The organism is Ruegeria sp. HKCCD7296 (assembly GCF_013110775.1).
GTDB lineage: Bacteria > Pseudomonadota > Alphaproteobacteria > Rhodobacterales > Rhodobacteraceae > Ruegeria.
Map to the genome: position 1 here is coordinate 127,101 of NZ_WVRF01000012.1, position 18,125 is coordinate 145,225.

General features: G+C 55.3%; 14 protein-coding genes and 1 pseudogene. 6 read left to right on the plus strand and 9 right to left on the minus strand.

The window, feature by feature from the left end; all coding sequences use genetic code 11:
* The first annotated feature begins 149 nt into the window (after positions 1 to 149).
* A complete protein-coding gene (glyA, locus tag GS632_RS15965) occupies positions 150 to 1,445 on the plus strand; it encodes a serine hydroxymethyltransferase (RefSeq protein WP_171238223.1) in 1,296 nt (431 codons plus the stop codon).
* Between the two features lie 150 nt (positions 1,446 to 1,595).
* Here the strand turns inward: glyA and GS632_RS15970 are convergent, their stop codons facing one another.
* On the minus strand, positions 1,596 to 1,970 hold the full coding sequence (locus tag GS632_RS15970) for a hypothetical protein (RefSeq protein ID WP_171177594.1): 375 nt from the start codon (positions 1,968 to 1,970) through the stop codon (positions 1,596 to 1,598).
* 90 nt (positions 1,971 to 2,060) lie between these two features.
* Here GS632_RS15970 and GS632_RS15975 point away from each other — a divergent pair, with 90 nt between their 5' ends.
* Positions 2,061 to 2,819, plus strand: a complete 759-nt coding sequence (locus GS632_RS15975; protein WP_171722187.1) for an alpha/beta fold hydrolase — start codon at positions 2,061 to 2,063, stop codon at positions 2,817 to 2,819.
* Here the strand turns inward: GS632_RS15975 and GS632_RS15980 are convergent, their stop codons facing one another.
* From GS632_RS15980 to GS632_RS16005, 6 genes are all read right to left on the minus strand, one after another.
* A complete protein-coding gene (locus GS632_RS15980) occupies positions 2,820 to 3,002 on the minus strand; it encodes a hypothetical protein (protein WP_171238221.1) in 183 nt (60 codons plus the stop codon).
* A 92-nt stretch (positions 3,003 to 3,094) separates the two neighbouring features.
* The gene (locus GS632_RS15985; RefSeq protein ID WP_171177600.1) at positions 3,095 to 3,472 is read right to left on the minus strand and encodes a rhodanese-like domain-containing protein; all 378 of its coding nucleotides are present in this window, start codon (positions 3,470 to 3,472) and stop codon (positions 3,095 to 3,097) included.
* 78 nt (positions 3,473 to 3,550) lie between these two features.
* Positions 3,551 to 4,903 (minus strand): HlyD family type I secretion periplasmic adaptor subunit, encoded by a 1,353-nt coding sequence (locus GS632_RS15990; RefSeq protein ID WP_171238220.1) that lies wholly within the window; start codon positions 4,901 to 4,903, stop codon positions 3,551 to 3,553.
* A gap of 2 nt (positions 4,904 to 4,905) precedes the next feature.
* Entirely contained in the window at positions 4,906 to 7,128 is a 2,223-nt protein-coding gene (locus GS632_RS15995; protein ID WP_171238219.1) for a type I secretion system permease/ATPase, read from the minus strand.
* Between the two features lie 38 nt (positions 7,129 to 7,166).
* Positions 7,167 to 9,122 carry a type I secretion protein gene (locus GS632_RS16000; protein WP_171722188.1) on the minus strand — a complete coding sequence of 652 codons (1,956 nt, stop codon included), beginning with the start codon at positions 9,120 to 9,122 and terminating at the stop codon, positions 7,167 to 7,169.
* A gap of 133 nt (positions 9,123 to 9,255) precedes the next feature.
* On the minus strand, positions 9,256 to 11,562 hold the full coding sequence (locus tag GS632_RS16005; protein ID WP_171722189.1) for a hypothetical protein: 2,307 nt from the start codon (positions 11,560 to 11,562) through the stop codon (positions 9,256 to 9,258).
* Between the two features lie 595 nt (positions 11,563 to 12,157).
* Between GS632_RS16005 and GS632_RS16010 the strand changes: the two genes are divergently transcribed.
* Both GS632_RS16010 and GS632_RS16015 read left to right on the plus strand, forming a co-directional pair.
* On the plus strand, positions 12,158 to 12,910 hold the full coding sequence (locus GS632_RS16010; RefSeq protein ID WP_171238216.1) for a response regulator transcription factor: 753 nt from the start codon (positions 12,158 to 12,160) through the stop codon (positions 12,908 to 12,910).
* Complete coding sequence (locus GS632_RS16015; protein WP_209509581.1) at positions 12,903 to 13,400, plus strand: hypothetical protein; 498 nt, start codon at positions 12,903 to 12,905, stop codon at positions 13,398 to 13,400. Before GS632_RS16010 ends, GS632_RS16015 begins: the two co-directional genes overlap by 8 nt.
* A 326-nt stretch (positions 13,401 to 13,726) precedes the next feature.
* On the opposite strand, the pseudogene GS632_RS16020 reads toward GS632_RS16015, so the two are convergent.
* Positions 13,727 to 13,885: pseudogene (locus GS632_RS16020) on the minus strand (IS3 family transposase); the annotation flags it as partial.
* 635 nt (positions 13,886 to 14,520) lie between these two features.
* On the opposite strand from GS632_RS16020, the gene GS632_RS16025 reads away from it, so the two are divergent.
* Positions 14,521 to 15,450: an autotransporter domain-containing protein gene (locus GS632_RS16025; RefSeq protein ID WP_171238215.1), complete on the plus strand. Its 930-nt coding sequence runs from the start codon at positions 14,521 to 14,523 to the stop codon at positions 15,448 to 15,450.
* A 442-nt stretch (positions 15,451 to 15,892) separates the two neighbouring features.
* Here GS632_RS16025 and GS632_RS16030 read toward each other — a convergent pair whose 3' ends face one another.
* Positions 15,893 to 16,870, minus strand: a complete 978-nt coding sequence (locus GS632_RS16030) for a serine hydrolase (protein WP_171177624.1) — start codon at positions 16,868 to 16,870, stop codon at positions 15,893 to 15,895.
* A gap of 204 nt (positions 16,871 to 17,074) precedes the next feature.
* On the opposite strand from GS632_RS16030, the gene GS632_RS16035 reads away from it, so the two are divergent.
* Positions 17,075 to 18,055 carry a hypothetical protein gene (locus tag GS632_RS16035; protein ID WP_171238214.1) on the plus strand — a complete coding sequence of 327 codons (981 nt, stop codon included), beginning with the start codon at positions 17,075 to 17,077 and terminating at the stop codon, positions 18,053 to 18,055.
* Positions 18,056 to 18,125: the final 70 nt, after the last annotated feature.

The following is an 18,125-nucleotide window of genomic DNA, read 5'->3' on the forward strand; positions in this document are numbered from 1 at the left end:
CTACGCATTTGGTTCCGAAACAAACATACCTTTCCCCAATAGGCCAGTCTTGACGCGCCAGCTTAGAAATTCGTCGCTTTAAGCCTTTTGGAGAAGCAACGTTTCCGATAGGAAATCCGCAAGATTTCACCCAGCCATGTGGAGCGCCCATGAACGCCAATCTTCGTGACACCGGATTTTTCACCCAATCCCTGTCTGACCGCGACCCTGAGCTTTTTGGCTCGATCACGTCGGAACTGGGCCGTCAGCGCGACGAGATCGAGTTGATTGCCTCCGAGAACATCGTCTCTGCCGCCGTAATGGAAGCGCAGGGTTCGGTGATGACCAACAAATATGCCGAAGGCTATCCCGGTCGGCGCTATTATGGCGGTTGCCAGTTCGTCGACATCGCCGAAAACCTGGCCATCGACCGCGCCAAGCAGCTCTTTGGCTGTGAATTTGCCAACGTGCAGCCCAACTCGGGCAGCCAGGCCAACCAGGGTGTGTTCCAGGCGCTGATCAAGCCCGGAGACACCATTTTAGGCATGAGCCTGGATGCGGGCGGCCACCTGACCCACGGCGCGGCCCCGAACCAATCGGGCAAGTGGTTCAACGCGGTGCATTACGGCGTGCGCAAGCAGGACAACCTGATCGACTATGACCAGATCGAGGCGCTGGCGAAAGAGCACCAGCCTAAGCTGATCATCGCCGGCGGCTCGGCCATCCCGCGCACCATCGACTTTGCCCGCATGCGCGAGATCGCCGATATGGTCGGCGCCTATCTGCACGTGGACATGGCCCATATCGCCGGTCTGATCGCGGCAGGCGAGCATCCCAGCCCCTTCCCGCACGCGCATGTGGCCACAACGACCACGCACAAGACCCTGCGCGGCCCGCGCGGCGGCATGATCCTGACCAATGACGAGGCGATCGCCAAGAAAGTGAACTCGGCCATCTTCCCCGGCATTCAGGGCGGCCCGCTGATGCATGTGATCGCGGCCAAGGCCGTGGCCTTTGGTGAGGCGCTGCGCCCCGAGTTCGAGACCTATATCCAGCAGGTCATCACCAACGCGCAGGCGCTGTCGGATCAACTGATCAAGGGCGGTCTGGACACCGTGACCCACGGCACCGACACCCATGTGGTGCTGGTCGACCTGCGTCCCAAAGGCGTGAAGGGCAACGCGACCGAAAAAGCCCTGGGCCGGGCGCATATCACCTGTAACAAGAACGGCGTGCCGTTTGACCCTGAAAAGCCGACCGTGACATCGGGCATCCGTCTGGGCTCACCCGCCGGCACCACCCGCGGCTTTGGCGAGACCGAGTTCCGCCAGATCGCCGACTGGATCATCGAAGTGGTCGACGGCCTGGCTGCCAATGGCGAAGACGGAAACGCTGCCGTCGAAGCAAAGGTCAAAGCCGAAGTCGCAGAACTCTGCGCACGCTTCCCGATCTATACGAACTTGTAAGAAGTTCAGCATATCAGAAAACGGCGCCCCCGAGGCGCCGTTTTTTTTGTGATTATCCGCAGAACTACTGTGCGCGTCGCTGGTTCACTTGAGGGCCTTTTCAAGTCTTTTCTTCCCGCTGGGCTACAGTACGCAGCTTAAAACCCAAGATCAGATCAAGCCGCGCCACCACAGAAAGACCAGCAGCAGTGTCGTCAGGGCCAGCAGGTTAAAAGCCAAGCCACCAAGCATCCCCAGAAACCACCCCCATCTGCGGTCGGCCAGGTTGATCGCGCTGAGATGCCCCTGCACCACATCTGCTGCCCGGATCAGCTTGGGTGTGTCGAGAACCTGCCTCAGTTTCGGATGTGCCGCCATCGCCTCGGCTCGGGCCAGCACCATAGCCTGTTTGTAGACACGACGCGGTAAGCGCCGCTTGGCCTTTCGGATTGATGCCTCAAGGGTTTTGTCTCGCACGCCCAGCTTGGCACGCAACAAGGCCACGGTATCGGCAATCCGGGTCTGAATGTCTGGGTCTTGCGACATGGGTGGCCTCCTGCCGCGCAATCTAGCGACTGGTTCGTAGACCTACAATGGGGGTGGTCGTCCGCGATGTGCGCGAGTATCACTCGGGTTATGCTAAATACGATTGTACATGGCGCACCAACCGCCCTTCCCCCACTCATCATTGCACATGGCCTGTATGGTTCTGCCCGCAACTGGGGTGTGATAGCCAAACGGCTATCGGACGAACGGCAAGTTGTAGCCGTGGATATGCGCAACCACGCCCGCAGCGCGTGGGACCCCGAGCACGACTATCCTCACCTGGCGCAGGACATCGCCGAAGTGATCACACAGGTCGGCGGTAAGGCCGATGTGCTTGGGCATTCCATGGGCGGCAAAGCTGCGATGACCCTAGCGCTGCACCATGGGGCCTTGGTGAACAAACTGGTGGTCGCCGACATCGCGCCGGTGAAATACACGCACAGTCAAATCCAGTTCATCCAGGCCATGCGGGCGGTTGATTTTTCACGCATCGAACGCCGTTCGGACGCAGAACAACAACTGGCCGAACAGGGTGTTGAAAAAGCGTTGCAAAGCTTCTTTACGCAATCCCTGGACATCAATGGCAAACGTTGGTTGCTGAACCTGGATGTATTGGCGGACCAAATGCCCAATATCATGGGCTTTCCCGAGCTAACTGCATCATGGACCGGGCCTGCATTGTTCCTGTCCGGTGGTGCATCTGATTACGTCCTGCCAGAGCATCGCGACAAAATCCGCGCGCTGTTTCCCAGCGCACGGTTTGCCAAAATCCCAGGCGCTGGGCATTGGCTGCACGCCGAGAAACCGCGCGAGTTCGAAGCGGCCGTCAGAACGTTTCTGAATGCTTGATCAAGCGCCCTGATACAGCCGCTTGGCTACCATCCAAGACGCGGGCGCGGCAATCACGGCCCCTGCTGCTGCCCCAACAATTGCGCTGACCGAAACCATCCCAGCAGTCAAAACTGCGATCACAGCCGAACCCGACAGGGCAGTTGCAATCAGTGAATACAGCATTGCGGCAAGACGAAACATGTCCGGATTTCCTTTAGGTAACTTCCGGCCATATATCATGCAATTCGAATGTGTTTTGCCTTGATTTGTGTCAGATGCAGAACGGTTTTGTATCAAGCCCCCACAAGTTCACCGCCCCCGTTTACCCAGTCCGCCAAGCCGCCAAGGTTGTAGACCTGTCGATATCCCATGTCTTTCAGCAGCTTGCCAGCCAACGCCGCTCGGCCCCCCGAGGCGCAATATAGAACGATAGGGCGATCTTTACGCAGTTCCGGGTCATGGGATTGCAACGTGTCATCAGCCCGGAATTCCAGCATTCCCCGTGAGATATGGTGCGCGCCTGCGGCGCGACCCGTGGCTTGCAGCTCTGCCGCGTCTCGAATGTCCAGCAGCAGCCCGCCCTGCTCAAGAATAGTCTTTGCCTGCGCGGTATCGATCCGCGCGACCACCGCATTAGCGGCCTCCATCATGTCTTTGACCGTCACCGGCATGTATCTTCTCCTTCACCTCACCGGCAAAGGGTAACATGCGGAATTTGGAAGGTGTAGAGGTGACCTGAAAGCCCTACCCTAATGCTCGCGAAACGCGCGTGACATACTGTCTGACACGGGCTTGGCGATATAAGCGGCAAAAGTTCGTTCTTCGGTCTGGATCATAATTTCGGCCGGCATCCCAGGCGTAGGAATAAAGCCACTGACCCGTTGCAACTCATCCGGTGTCAGAGAAATGCGCGCCAGATACACTTCCTGCGGACTGCCCGAGGTCTGTTCGGGCAAAGCGTCAGCAGAAATATAGAAAACCTCGCCATATAACACTGGAGTCGTGCGTTGGTTCAAAGCAATCAGACGGACCGAGGCAGTCTGCCCGGTTATTACGCTGTCGATTTCCGTGCGGGGAATCTGTGCCTCGATGATCAGGGGCGCATCGGCGGGCAAAATTTCGGCAATGGGTTCGCCGGTTTCAATAACACCACCCGGCGTGTGATAGTGCAATCGCACCACCGTACCGGTCACAGGGGCCCGAACTACGGCTCGCTCTAGAACGTTGCGCGCTTGACGAGACTTTTCGCGCACACTTTCCAGATCGGCCTCGATCACGCCCAGTTCATCCAGCGCAGCCTCGCGATAAGCAGACCGGGTGCGCGTGATCTGTTCTTCGTATTTCAGTAGCATCTGGTTGATCTCGGCTGCCTCAGCCTGCAACCGTGCTTGTTGCCCTTCAGCTTCGGCCTGAACGCGTCGGATCGCGTTGAGCTCTCCTTTGCGAACAAGACCTTTTTCGTAAAGCTGGCTTTTGGCCTCATATTCCTCATGCAAAATCTCGGCGCGCCGCACCATGCTGTCCAGCTGAGCCTCAAACCCACTTGACCGGATCTTCAGCGCCTCCATGTTCCTCTCAAGCAAGGCGACATCGTTCAGAAGCGTCTTGCGCGATACATCAAAGCTGAGCCTTTGCCCGTCCAGAATGGCCATGACTTCGACATCCTGGGAAGCTTCAAGAAGGTCCGTAGAAAAGACAAGGCGTTCGCGTTCACCATATTCCGCCAGCAACCGTTGGGTCATGGCTTGCAGGCGTATCTTGCGGATGAACAGTTCACGCTCGTTGGCCTGCGCCGAGGTTTGGTCCAACGTCATCAGCACTTGCCCGGCCTGAACCGACTGCCCCTCGACTACTTTAATTTCTTCGATGATCCCGCCCTCGAGATGTTGAACGATCTTGTTGCGACCGGTTGCAACAAAACTGCCCTGCGCAATCACCGCAGCCGCCAGAGGGGCGCTGAAGGACCAGACCCCGAAACCGCCAAAGCACACCAGCAGCATGACCAGTCCGATGGCAATCAGCCGGTTGATCGAGCGCGGAACCTCGGCATACCAAAGTTGAGGTTCGTCGGCAGAATTCTTCACAGGTACGAGGTCGTTCATGCTCAGCCCCCCTGCTGGCCTTCAATTCGGGTTTGTTTGCGCGGCGCGTTGATTTGTTGCAGAACCTGATCGCGTTGACCGAACAAGGCCACGCGCCCATCGGTCAGCAACATGATCTTGTCGACTACGTTCAACAGCGTCGGTTTCTGCGTGATGACAACTACGGTGATCTTGCTTTCGCGCGCCTGCTCAATCGCCCGGGCCAGCGCTTTGTCACCGGCAACATCGAGGTTCGAGTTCGGCTCATCCAGCACAACCATTCTCGGGTTGCCGAAGAACGCCCGCGCCAGCGCTATACGTTGCTTTTGCCCACCAGACAAAGGCGCGCCATCTGCGGCCACCACCGTCTCATACCCTTGCGGCAGGGTCGCGATCATGTTGTGAACATCGGCTAAAACGGCAGCATCGTGGATCTGTTCGTCGGTCGCATCTGCCCGCATCCGACCAATGTTGTCCTTGATCGTGCCGGGGAACAGTTGGACATCCTGCGGAAGGTAGCCGATGCTTTCCCCAAACTGGCGCGGATCCCAGTTGCGAATATCCATCAGGTCCAGCCGCACACTGCCCGAAGTGGGCAGGATAGACCCGACCAGTGTTTTCCCCAGCGTCGTCTTCCCCGCACCGGAATTGCCGATAATGGCCAACGTTTCTCCGGGTGTCAGCGAGAATGTGATCCCGTTCAAAACCACCCGTTTGGTCCCACCGGGCACATACAGCAAGCGTTCAACATCCAAGCGGCCTTCGGGACGCGGCAGGCGCAGCTTTTCGTATTGCAGGGCAGAGGTCGACAGCAAAGCCTTGATCCGCCCATATGCGCCGCGTGTCAGCAGATAGCTGTTCCAACCCTCGATCGAGCCTTCGATGGGCGCAAAGGCGCGCCCCGCAATGATCGAAGCGGCAATCACCATCCCGCCGGTGATCTCTCCTTGCAACGCCAGATAGGCACCCCACCCCAGAATACCGATTTGGGTTAGCAGCCTGACAGCGCGTGAAACCGCTGCGAAGATCACGTTGCGGTCCTGAGCGCGCACCTGCCAAGTCAAAGACTGAGCGGTGTCCCTGCCCCAGATCCGCACAGCTTCGGGGATCATGGCCAGCGCGTTGATGATCTGGCTGTTGCGTGACATCGAATCCAGATGCTGGTTCGCCAGCGACTGCGCCTTGTTGGCTTCGGCAAAGGGTTTGGCCGTCATTTTCTGGTTGATCAGGGCAATCGTCATCAAGAGCAGCGCGGTTACGACAACGATCATGCCCAACTGCGGATGCACCAGGAAAATCATCAGGATGAACAAGGGCGCGAAGGGGACGTCCAGGAACGAGATAAGAGTGCCCGAAACCAGAAAGCCACGTAGTTGCTGCAAATCGCCTAACGTCTGGTATTCGCGCCCGTTGCCATGCAGCGACGCATGGGCCGCCGCGCTGAGAACCGGCGCGCCCAAACGGGCTGCCACTTCGACCCCGGTGCGCATCAGCATGAAACGGCGTACCGCGTCGAAGGCTGACTGAAAGATCACCGCGCCCGCAACAATTGCGGTCAGCATGATCAATGTATCCAGAGACCGGCTGGTCAGAACGCGGTCACTGATCTGAAACAGGTATATCGGGATCGCCAGGATCAAAATGTTCGTGGCGCAAGTCAGAACCAGCACAAAAGCTAGGTTGCGCCAGATCGCGCGGATCGACACCCGCAGGGTGCGCTGAAAGTCCTCGGGCGGGGTGCGCTTGTGAAAGGCTTGGGGTGGCCCTTTGCCGTCTCCGCCACCAGTCTGATTTTGCGGCAGAGGTTGGTTTGCCTTGGCCTCGATCGTGGTGCCCATGCGGTTTTCGCCGGCCGCGCGCGCAGAGGGGGTCTTGCGCGCAGTCGTTTCCTCGGCGGTTACCTGACCGGGGCCATCAGCATCAGCCACCCCATTGCCGCCACCCGTTGGGTCTTTGTCTTGCACGGGTTGCGGCTTTGCACACTGATGGGGAGGATCAGCGCGCAGTTGTTCGCGTGAGTGGTCGTGATCTTCGGATTGCTTCAGTTTCTCAGGTTTCACTGACTGTTTTGCTTTCGGGTCCGACACGCGCATCTGCTTTGTCAGATGCAGACGCGGCGCAATTTTGGGCCCTTCGGGCGTGGGTTTCACCTTTTCACCAAGATTTTGGCTTTGCGGCCTTCCTCCGCCCTGCCTGTCCAAGGGGCTGGATAAGTACGGGCGGCGCGACGTAAATACGATCGACATCTACTAACTTTCTGGTCACTCGGTAAAAAACGAAAAAATCAAGCCAGCACGGTTTGCAGGCCATCGTCGTTGGTCGTGGTATCAGTTGTTGGAGCGGTCAAAGCCAACGCTGCATCAGGCTGTGCGACACTCATATCGCTCATGATTGCGGCGATGGCTTCATTGGTCATTGCCGTTATGTCTTCATTGGTGGGCATGTCGAGCAGACTGGCCTGATGCAGAAGCAGATCCGAGTACGCTCCGTTTGCGGCCATGATTGTCGAATCCACACCCATCTTGGTCACGCTTGCGCTGTTCAACAGGGCGTTGCTGCCAGCAACCACTTCTGTCTGGGATGCATCGGGGCCGGATAGCTCTATGTCGTCCTGATCCTGCACCACGGTTGTCTGTTCCACGACATTGACCTGCACCAAATCGCCGTCGATCTTGAGAACGCGTATTTGCTCCATCCCGGCGAAATCAGGATTATTCATCAAGGCATCCTCAAGCGCGGCTATGTCGTCATCAGCCAGCGCCATAGTGTCCGACATTTCTTGGGACATGTCCTGATAGGTGTCATCCCCTACCGTTTTGACAGAGGCTTCGTTCATCACGAGGTTTTCGTCGCCACCCGCTTCGTCTTCGTCCATTGCCGGGTCCATGCCGCCGCTAATGACATCGTCGTCAACCAACACGAGTGTCTGGTTTACAACGTCCACAGAGATCATGTTTCCGTCGATGATGATCACATCATAATAATTGCCCAGCTGAATAAGGTCCGAGACGTTGTACATCTCGTTGTCGCCCAGCGCATACATGGTTGACGAAGCAGAAATTTCGGTCTCGATTTGGTCGATATCCGTGGCATCGATATCCTGCTTGATGAAATTCGCGACGACCAGATCACCCTGAACATGGTCCACGATAACAATCGGTGCCGCAGACGCAGCGCCAGATGATGCACCCAGCCAAGGTGCCGTTTTGGATTCGACCTCGATTTGCGAGGTCTGCACGATGTTTGTGCCACTGCCCGTTCCCGGCTCACCTTGATCCCAGTCGGAAACAACTGCGACCTGACTAATGGCCGTCAGGCTGACCGCCTGCCCTCCGACCGCGATAATTGGGGCATCCACCCAAGCCACAGTGGCCGCCATTGCATTGATCGCAACGTTGCCACCGGTCACAACCAGGTGCCCGTCATCAAATTCTGGGTCCTTTGACTGATCCCATTCTTCAGGATACGGCAGCTCAGCCGTGTTTTCCGTGTCATCGGGCTGATGATATTCGGGAAGCAGATCTTTCCATTCCGGAGCGTCCGTGACGTATTCGCCGTTGACGATCACACCCATCGCATCGTCGCCGTGGAATTGATGCACTGTTACGCCTTCAATGTCCGAGATCATCGGGTTCGCCATCTGATCGGCGAGTGCCGCGAGCATTTCGGTCGATTGGTAGTCCGCGAGTGAAAATGATGGCGCGGCAATGGCGTGAAGCGACAGAGCCATGTCTAGCATCTGCTCGCCCTGCACCATTAGCGCTTCGGGGTCTCGAAAATCTCCGTCGCCCACAACGTCATTGTCGCGCATGTAAACCGTCTGCACGGTAACGGTCACGGCCGATCCCAGCGGCACGGTTTCCGGTTGCAGAATGATCAGTTGGACAAAGGAAGACGGGCCTGTATCGCTTATTTCGTTTTCCGGCACATAACGCACAGGCTCTCCGGGACCGTCCAAAACAATCACCGCCTCTGACACCGGCCCAAGAGGTGCAGCCGGCAGCGGCATTTCGGGTTCAGAGGGTTGAAAACTGTAGGGCAGAGCTTTGTACTCGCCTGCCGGAATATCCAAGTCTGCCTTGATATGGATCGAGGCCGGATCGTCCAGCCCTTCGACTTCGGCTTTGCGCCTCAGCGCTGTGAATTCCTCGTACTGATCCCGCAACCGGGACTGTTCGATCGTAAGCTCAAATGTTCCAACAAAATGCGCTATCGTCTCGGAAATACTGTCAAGGGCCATGTCGGTTTTCCTTTACACCCGCACCGGCCAAAATTTCCGTTTTGGGTTCAGTTGGGCCGAGGCCGCGATAAACGGCCTCGGCAGGTTTCAAAAGACATACAAGGCCCGGAAATGCGGGCCCCGCTTTTGTGACTTAGGTGTCGGTGTCGTCGCTTGCGTACGAGGACGTCATCGAACCGCCAACCATGGTCGTATCAACCGAGTTGCCAAGTACATTGGCACCCATGACGATCGACTGGTTGAAGGCCGAGGTGTCGACAACCGCCGCAGCCGAGGCGTAGGATTCGCCGGTCACGATGCCATCGCCACCATTGTTTGCGCCCCAGTTGCCGCCCGAGCCGCCTGCGCCACCGTCACCCGAATAGGCTCCGGCTGCGCTGCCGCCCGTAATGGTGCCACCCATGGTGTCACCCGAGGTTGCGCTGCCCATCGAGGCTCCGCTGGTTCCGCCGTTTGCAGCAGACGCGCCACCGGCACCAGCATTGCCTGAATCAGCCGAACCCGTTGCGTCACCGGATCCGGTCGAGGTCGAGTCGTTGTCGGAACTACCCGCGCCACCGTAACCGGCAATGGCTTCGGCCAAGCTGTCCGCCGCACCGTTTGTGTCCGCGTCTCCGAAGACATCCGCTGCACCGCCGCCGCCTGCAGTATTGGCTGCATCGGCAGATCCAGCTCCGTTGCCGCTGGAAGTAGACGTCGGAGTGGTGCTGCCACCTGCACCGCCGTCACCATCTGCAGCTGATGTTCCGGAACCCATCGCATCTGCAGCGCCGTCAGCCGCATTTGAACCGCCGTCACCACCGCTGCCATCCGTTGCTTGCGAATTGCTGGCTGAACCGTTCACATCGCCTGGACTTTGATCAATATCCGGACCACTTGCCGATTGATCGCCAACACCCTGGGCGTCGGAATCTGCATCTGCAGTGCCACCCGAACCATCGCCGCCCGAGCCATCGCCAGCCGTTCCGTCACCACCAGAGCCGTCTCCTCCGGTTCCGTCGCCGCCGGTTCCGTCACCGCCTTCGCCAGGTTCGGCATCAATCATGCCCAGCTGTTCCTGCAACTCCATGATCGCAGCTTCAAGCATCGCGGCAAAGCCACCTTCGCCATCACCGCCGGTTCCGTCACCACCGGTTCCGTCACCACCAGTGCCATCACCGCCGGTTCCGTCACCGCCTGTGCCATCACCGCCGTCACCATCAGCAGAACTGTCCGCACCACTGTCTGCAGTGCCATCCGCCGTGTTGTCGCCTGCCGAGGCGTCATTGGCTTCAGTGTCGCTGTCGCTGCTGTTCGAAGCTGAACCTTCTGTCGCAGCACTGCCGTCACCACCATCAGCTCCGGACGCATCCGTTGCGTTATCCGCTGTACCGGTACCGGTGCCGGTGGAATCGGAATCGCTGTCTCCACCGTCGGCGTTACCTGAAGAGCTTGCACCGGACAGACCCAGACCCAGACCCAGACCAAACGAATCCGCGCTACCACCAGCGCCACCGGTTCCATCACCGTCTACGCTTGTGCTGCCGTCGTTGTCCGACGAGGCCGAGCCGTCAGCATCTCCGCCATTGCCACCCGAGCTATCGCCGGTCGAGCTGGCATCGGATGTACCCATACCCATACTTGCGTTGGACGCGTCACCCGAAGACCCACCGTCACCGCCTGCCGAATCCGCATCGGCGCTGCCGGTGTCTCCACCTGCGGCCCACGCGTGGCTGCCAAGCGTTGACGAGTTTGCCGAACCGCCTACTGTGGTTCCACCGTCACCCGATGTTCCGCCATCTGCATTCGCCCGGATACCTTCTGCAGCCGTGGCTGTGCCGCCATTGGCGTCGCCGTTCTGGTAGAAACCTGAATTGTTCGCAACGCTCGCTGACTCCAGCGTGTCGTCATCGCTCAGGCTGGCAACCTGGTTGTTGACTGATGACATCGCGGTGCCCGCACCATCCATTGAGATGTCCAGATTCATGTCATCGCCGGGATCATAGTTCAGATTACGGCCTGCGGTGATCACATCGCCAACTGTCGCGGAATCCCCAAGATCCAGATCAACTTGATCATCGTCGCGCGGAATCCACTCGCCACCACCAAAATCGATATTGATGGCGTTGTTGTTGGAGTTGTCGTTGCTGTCGTCACCGGCATCCAGCGACTGAGACTGGTCTTGTCCCTGACCCTGATCCTGACCTTGGCCTTGGTCCTGACCCTGATCCTGGCCTTGGTCTTGTCCCTGACCTTGATCCTGGCCTTGACCTTGGTCTTGACCCTGACCTTGATCATTCGAGTTGTCGACATTCTGGTCTTGCTGCTGTTGTTGCGCTGTCAGATCGGCCTCGACAAAGGCTTCTTCTACAGGGATCTCAACATTGACCGGTGCATCCAGATTTTCGACGTTAATTTCATCGACGGTCGTTACGTTTGTATTATTTACATTACGTCTCATGACAAATTCCCATTTCTGGAACGCCAGACCGCCATTCATCTACAAAGCGGTATCAGGCGCGGTTGAAACAAAAAAGCACACACAGCGAAAAAGACGCTGAATGCGGTATTCGTTTTCTTACTCTGGGCCACCTCCTTTCCCGGCTAAGCCGAAAACGTGACCCTCCAAATCAAAGCAAAAATACGCTGAGGGCGATCACGTCAGGGATAGTCACTTCTGAAATTGAAGCCCGCCCATGTTTGCAGCGACCCCGATTCGCGCCTAGCTAGTGAAAAGTTCTGACAAGTTTATTTTATTGTTTTTATTGTATTTTTTACAAAACAATCTCAGCCAGCACATAGCCGGGGCAAAAGTTCTAGACGGAGATACTGACAAAAAATAAACACAATTGTTTCCGCCGGTTACACAAAAGAGACCGCAAAATCCTAAACGAAAGTTCTATGAATCCCAGTGTGGGCTTGCGCCATCAGGTTGTAGGCATTCAAGATTCGAGTTATAATAAAAGGACTATAATTTATTGATTAGTTAACGTTTTTTACTCGTTCCATTTTTTAAGAATCAAATTCCAGTTACGCCTGTTTTGTAGGGGGCAATAATGAGTAAGTCTTTGCAGAATGAAACTGCCACTCAGGGCAATTATTCCGAAGATTTGTCGATCGTCTTTGTCGGAAAAGAATTGTTCTATTCCAACCAAACACTCAGAAGCGTTCAAACCGAATTTGGCGTCCGCGCCGAACGCTTTGAATCCCTCGAAGCGATGAGCGCGAATGCGCAAAACAGCAACAAGATCATAGTTGTCGACCAGATGATGATCGAAGATCTGCTGTCGCGTCCCGACGTCTACACCAATTGTACAGGCTCGGGCTGTATTGCATTTGCCTATCGTAAGGAAGGTTTGGCGCGTCGCCTGTTTCAGCAGTGGGATCGGGCCCGGTTGGGTGAGATCGGTTTTCTACCTATGAATGTTGCACCGGATGCCTGGCGCGCGATCCTCAGACTGCTGATGCATGAAGAATTGTACTTGCCCAGCTTTCTGGCCGATTGCGTACAAGTCCCCCCCCAGAACCCGACCCCGGCGGCTGCACATTCGCCCTCAGTCACGCCAAATGGCACCGATTTGAATTCACGTTACGCCAAGCTGACGCGTCGCGAGAAACAGGTACTGCAATTGGTCTCGCAAGGCAAAAGCAACAAGCTGATCGCAGCCAAGCTGGGCATCACCGAACATACGGTCAAGCTGCACATGCACAATGTTGTAGGCAAGATTGGCGTCAATAACCGAACTGCAGCAGCTCATTTCTATTTCGAGGTCGCACCTCATGCGGTGCAGCAGCCCGCCCTTGACTGACACGTTCGAAACCCGGTTCGACCGCCTGATCTTATTGGTTGGTAGGTTGAACTATATGTGGACCAACACCGAAAGCCTGTTGATCCATCTGATAGCTGGCCTAACAGGGGCATCCAAAGACGTCTCCGTCATCATCTTTCTAACTCTGAACACCACCCGTGCCCGAATTGATTTGGTCGAACGCTTGGCCAAGATGGAGGGGCGTCCGCCACAAATCCGCGACCCGATCCTTGCGCATACGCAGCGTCTGACAAAGCTGTCGGGCATCCGCAACAAATACAATCATTGTATCTATTCCTTCGACCCCGAAAGCGGTAATCCAAAGACCATCCTGATGCGCATCGCGGATCGCAAAACCGACATCAAACTCGGCCGCGAAGACACAGTAGACGATAAAGCCCTGCGCGAGATCGAAGGGGTTGTTGATCAGTTGTCTGCGGCAAACAGAGACATTTGGAAGTTAATCCAGGATCTTGGGTATCCGGTCTAGATCAGACAGGTATGATCGGTTTCAGAGCAACGATCGAACTATAACAATAAAAAATGAAATTTGCGTGGTATGTGTGGCAAGCACTGCGTTGATATTTTCACGAACTGATTAAACTTGTAAACCACCGTATCTGAACATTTTTCCACTCCAGATTGTATAGAAACGAGTAAACACGCCGCCAACCAGCCCGACAAAAGTTTGAGACAGACAAATGACGGCTACCTGGCTACTTTTCCTCGCGACTAAAAGCCTTCTGTTGGGGCAAGCGCATCCAGTAGGTCGGAGTACCCTGGTGGCAGCAATGGCTTGAGGAAGAACATCGTCGGTTCCTTTGGCAGAGCGTCAGCGATGCTCTCCTCGCCACGCAAACCCTCCAGCACAATGCGGATCTTCTCCTCCGCAGAATGATGCTTGCGCGTCTTGCGGCGAATGTCCTTGACGACCCGTTCAGCCGTCGGTTTGTCTGTTCCAGCTTTCCGTCTCATCTTCACTCCTTAACGGTTCAGATGAGCCAGAAACCTTCCGTTATGCAAATCCTTCAATCAGGCCTACAGGTGCTGATGTCAGACATCCCAGAGGTATCTTTGGCCGACACAAGAAAGCAACGTGTGTATTGGGCTGGTGTTCTAGCGCTGGGGGCAGATCCAATTTCGGAACGTTAGCGTCAGCGGCTTGAAACGGAGAACAGCCAAGCGGCGCATCCTCATGCAGTAGTGGGCCGATTATGCGACCCAGACTGAGGCAAAGGTCGTGCAGCTTCGCGGTTAGATCGGTGGCGGCTCGGTTCGTTTACGGAGCAATTTTAGTGCACTCTGGGGGCAAGACCTAGAAACAAGCATTTTCAACTGCAGTTTCACACGAATCTGCGGTCGTTCGACAAAATATGTGCTGCGACTGAATTGCGGACAAAGCTGTCGTTTGCTTCGGCAACGATCAATCGGGGAGATCAACCCATCAACCCAGAAAGAACTCGAGCGGGTTTTCTTAAGGCGTCACAAACCAGGCAAAATTGACTAACAACAAAATATTTACAGCAAAAGGCGCGGTATTCTTGTTCTTGTAGTGCTAAGATGAAGAGATATCGCTTGGTCTTCTTTTTTCTGGTAAATGAGCCGATACCTTGAGACGAATTCTTGCTTTCGCCGCACTGTCGGCTGCAAATACGACCAGTCCAACCTTTGCTCAAAGTATAAACCCTGATGCCTCCGAGGCCGCTGCACAAGCGGCTTTGTCTGTCTTGAGTATCGCCGCCACCCCAAATGAGACTTTATCCTCGTTTTCTTTTCTTGATGCTTCCGGAGGTACCAAAAGTCTACGCTCGACCCAGCTGCGAGGAGGGTACAAGCCATTTGAAAACGGGCTTTATTTAGAGGGTCTTGTTGCCTACCAAAAGTACAACCCGGTAATCTTCTTCCCGGGGATCGCTACCGGCACTGAGTTGGATGTAACTTGGTCAAGCGTGGCAGCAACGGTTGGCGTCGGCTGGGAGTTTCCCTTGATAAACGAGTGGAAGATTCGGCCGGTCGGACATTTCTCACTTGGCCAAGTGACTGCAGATGCCATTTTTGCCGACTTTCCACTGCTGGGCCCGAGATCTAACTCCAACGAACTGATCGATGGTAATTTAAACGCATTCGGGATCGGTGCTTCGCTTGGCATTTTCCGAGAGGCGCAATTTGGGCCGTGGCAAGTGGAATACCGTTTCCGTCAAACATTCTTGGAATTTAACCCGATCAATGAGCCGCAGGCTGGGAACGCAAGTGCGAGTTCCAATCAAACAACCTTGTTCTCACGTCATCGCTATCCGCTGAACAACGTCAGACTTTTCGAACTCCCAACGCAACTTGTTCTGGATGCCGGTGTCGTGCTGTATCACGGTGACAGCGCAACCGTTCTTGATACCGATTGGCTAGCAACGGCTGGTTTCGGACTTGAGATTGATACTCGCTTGACCGGCCTACCGGCCGTTCGAGCGGGACGCTTAATGTTAAACGGTATAGTTGCCGAAGAATTTTCCGGTTTTTCGATAGGCTTCGGTCTACGGTTCTAAGTCGAGGCTGCTCTTGCCTGACAATAACAATTAAGCTCAATTTCATTTTGAACCGCCACTTGCGGTTGTGCTGAGTAGAAAAATGACCGAATTGGGTTCAATGCAGGCGTTCGCATAATCGGGGCGGATGCCCACTTTGCAGGGCTGAGCAGACTATTCATTGAGTTCTTACAGTCTTGGTCAAAATTGGCCGCAAAGGCCAATCGGTAATAGATTTTCTGGAAAGAATTTTTAATAGCAAGCCCGAGTTGGAGGAGACAGTCCGGCGAGCCCTATCCAAACTGGGAATGACTTTGTTGTCGACGTGGCCAGTAAATTCGGCGTCAATGTCCTCAACCAGATGAGTCTGGATCAAGGTATTTCGACGACTTGAATGCTTTACGCGCCCGCTTCGGACATTGACCGTTACAGCGCACTCTAGGTTTTTCAAAAAGTGCTTTATCTAATTGGCGTTCAGGATCGGACCATCCAACAACCTGACCAATTCTCCAAAATACCCTCCAGAACGCGCCGGATGCGTAGGATCAGATGTAATTGCGACAGCAAGGTTTCGATCAGGATGGGCCGCTATTATTTGGCCCCCATACCCACGCGCCAACTCATATCCTGAAGGGGACAGAAACCAGCCATAGCCGTAATCCAATCCAGAGAAAGGCGAACGGCCGTGTGGCTTGGTCGATTCCAAGACCCAACGCTCAGGAATGATCTGCCTGTTGGCAAAAGCCCCGCGGTCCCGAAGCAACACCGCGATCTTCAACATCGACCTCGGCGTAATCGCCATCTCATTCCCACCCAAGTAGTAACCCTGTGGATCCTTCGTCCAAGCAGGTATCTCGATACCAAGCGGTGCACCCAGCCTCTCACGCGTCAATCTCAAAAGACTTAGGCCGGTCGCCACAGTCAATGCTGCGCCAAGCAGATGGGTCGATCCGGTAGAATAGAGCATCTGTTGTCCTGGCTCTGCAACCATGGGTCGTGTCAAAGCATCCGCTATCCAGTTGGGAGAGTTGACCCATTCTCCGTAGTTGCTGCCAGAGGTTCTTTCGAGCCCTGCCCGCAGTGTCACCAGATCTTCCATTGTAATGCTCTCAGAACCGGGTGTGGCATTGGCGGGCAAGAGTTGCGGAGCGACCTCCTGCAAGGTGGCATTCACAGACGGGATTTCCTGCCGGTCGATCGCCGTCCCAAGCAACAAAGCCACAATGCTTTTCGAACAAGACTTTATATTCGCTGGTTTATCCAGGCCTGCACCCTGTCGAGCCTGAGCAAAAATGACGTCGTCTCCGCGTTGAATTTGAAGTGAATGCAACTGCTGAAGATCGCTGATTGCATCATTCAGCGCCACCGTTTGTCCACGTCCAATATACGGCGCACAAATTGCGGTTGTCGTTACCAACAGGAACTTTCGACGTGTGATCATGGCAGTCATTTGGAAGCAAATATCCGAATGTCCAGTTACTAAAGCAACATCAAAGCTTTTTTGTCGAAGATGCTCAAAATGCCTCCCAAAACGAACACCGGGATTTCAGGCAACAGAAAGCTTCGTCACACACTTGGCCGGCATTCTCGGGCGTAAGAACTGTGGTAGGCTGACCTTGAGGACATTCTAGCAGGAGATCTCCCGTTGCTACAGAATTCACTCCGTCTCACACTCTCTGCCGCGGCAATTGCCATCTCGGTAGGCTTCTTGCCGGACCGCGTCGAAGCATTTTCGCAAGATATACCAGCGTGGTTACAAAAACACGTGGGAACAGGTGATGGGCAAATCGCACCAATTGTTCTGAACAGGGCGCGTGCGCTTTACATCGAGAAAGTACGACGAGGTGAAGTAAAGAACCCCTGCTACCTTGCCAAGGATGCAACCCGCCCCAGCACTGCAAGAAACGGCAATCCGGGCAAGCGGTTTTACGTCATTTGCGAGTCACAAAAGTCCTTCCGAGCGGTTTCGTCCGGCTATGGCAATGGCAGAAAACTAAAGAACGCCAATTTTTCGAATGGTCGGCAATGCGCGAAGAACTTCAGCAATGCAGAAGGATCTAAACTTACCGCCGGCGGTGCCTATGTGACGGCTGAAACCCGCACGTCGTTCAAAGGTTATTACAGTCACTCCGGCAAAACGCAGCCGTTCTACCGCACTTTTCTTTTGTTCGATGGGGAAGGAGAAACGAGCAATGCTCGGGAGCGCGCCATCGGAGGCCATCCAGCTGTCTTCCTTAAGTGGCAATGTAGATTCAAGAATCCTAGAAGCACACATGCTGACAACGACGGCTATGTCCCCTACGGAAAACTTGTGAACTATACGGGTGGTCGTAGCAATGGTTGCACAACCTGGTCTCAGTCCGCCTCAAAAGAGATTTTGGCACTTGTTGAGGGGAACCCGACGACGCTCTACATCTACCCAGAATCCAAAGACATAAACGCTGTCGCTAAGGCGGTAAAAAAAGGCAAGTCACTGTCTCGAGCTGGAGTTTATTGGAACGCAGTTTGCCTACAAGCAATTGGCGCCCCGAAGTTTTGGCCCAAAAGCAGCCTCCAACCGATTATAAATAATTGGAGAGCATCCTTGCGCAAACAGCCGCCATTGGAGTTACCTATCTGCAATTAAACTGCACAGCAGACCCTAGGCTCAGGACCCATTGATTTCCGTTTGGTTGCGTGATTCACGGGCCGAAAAA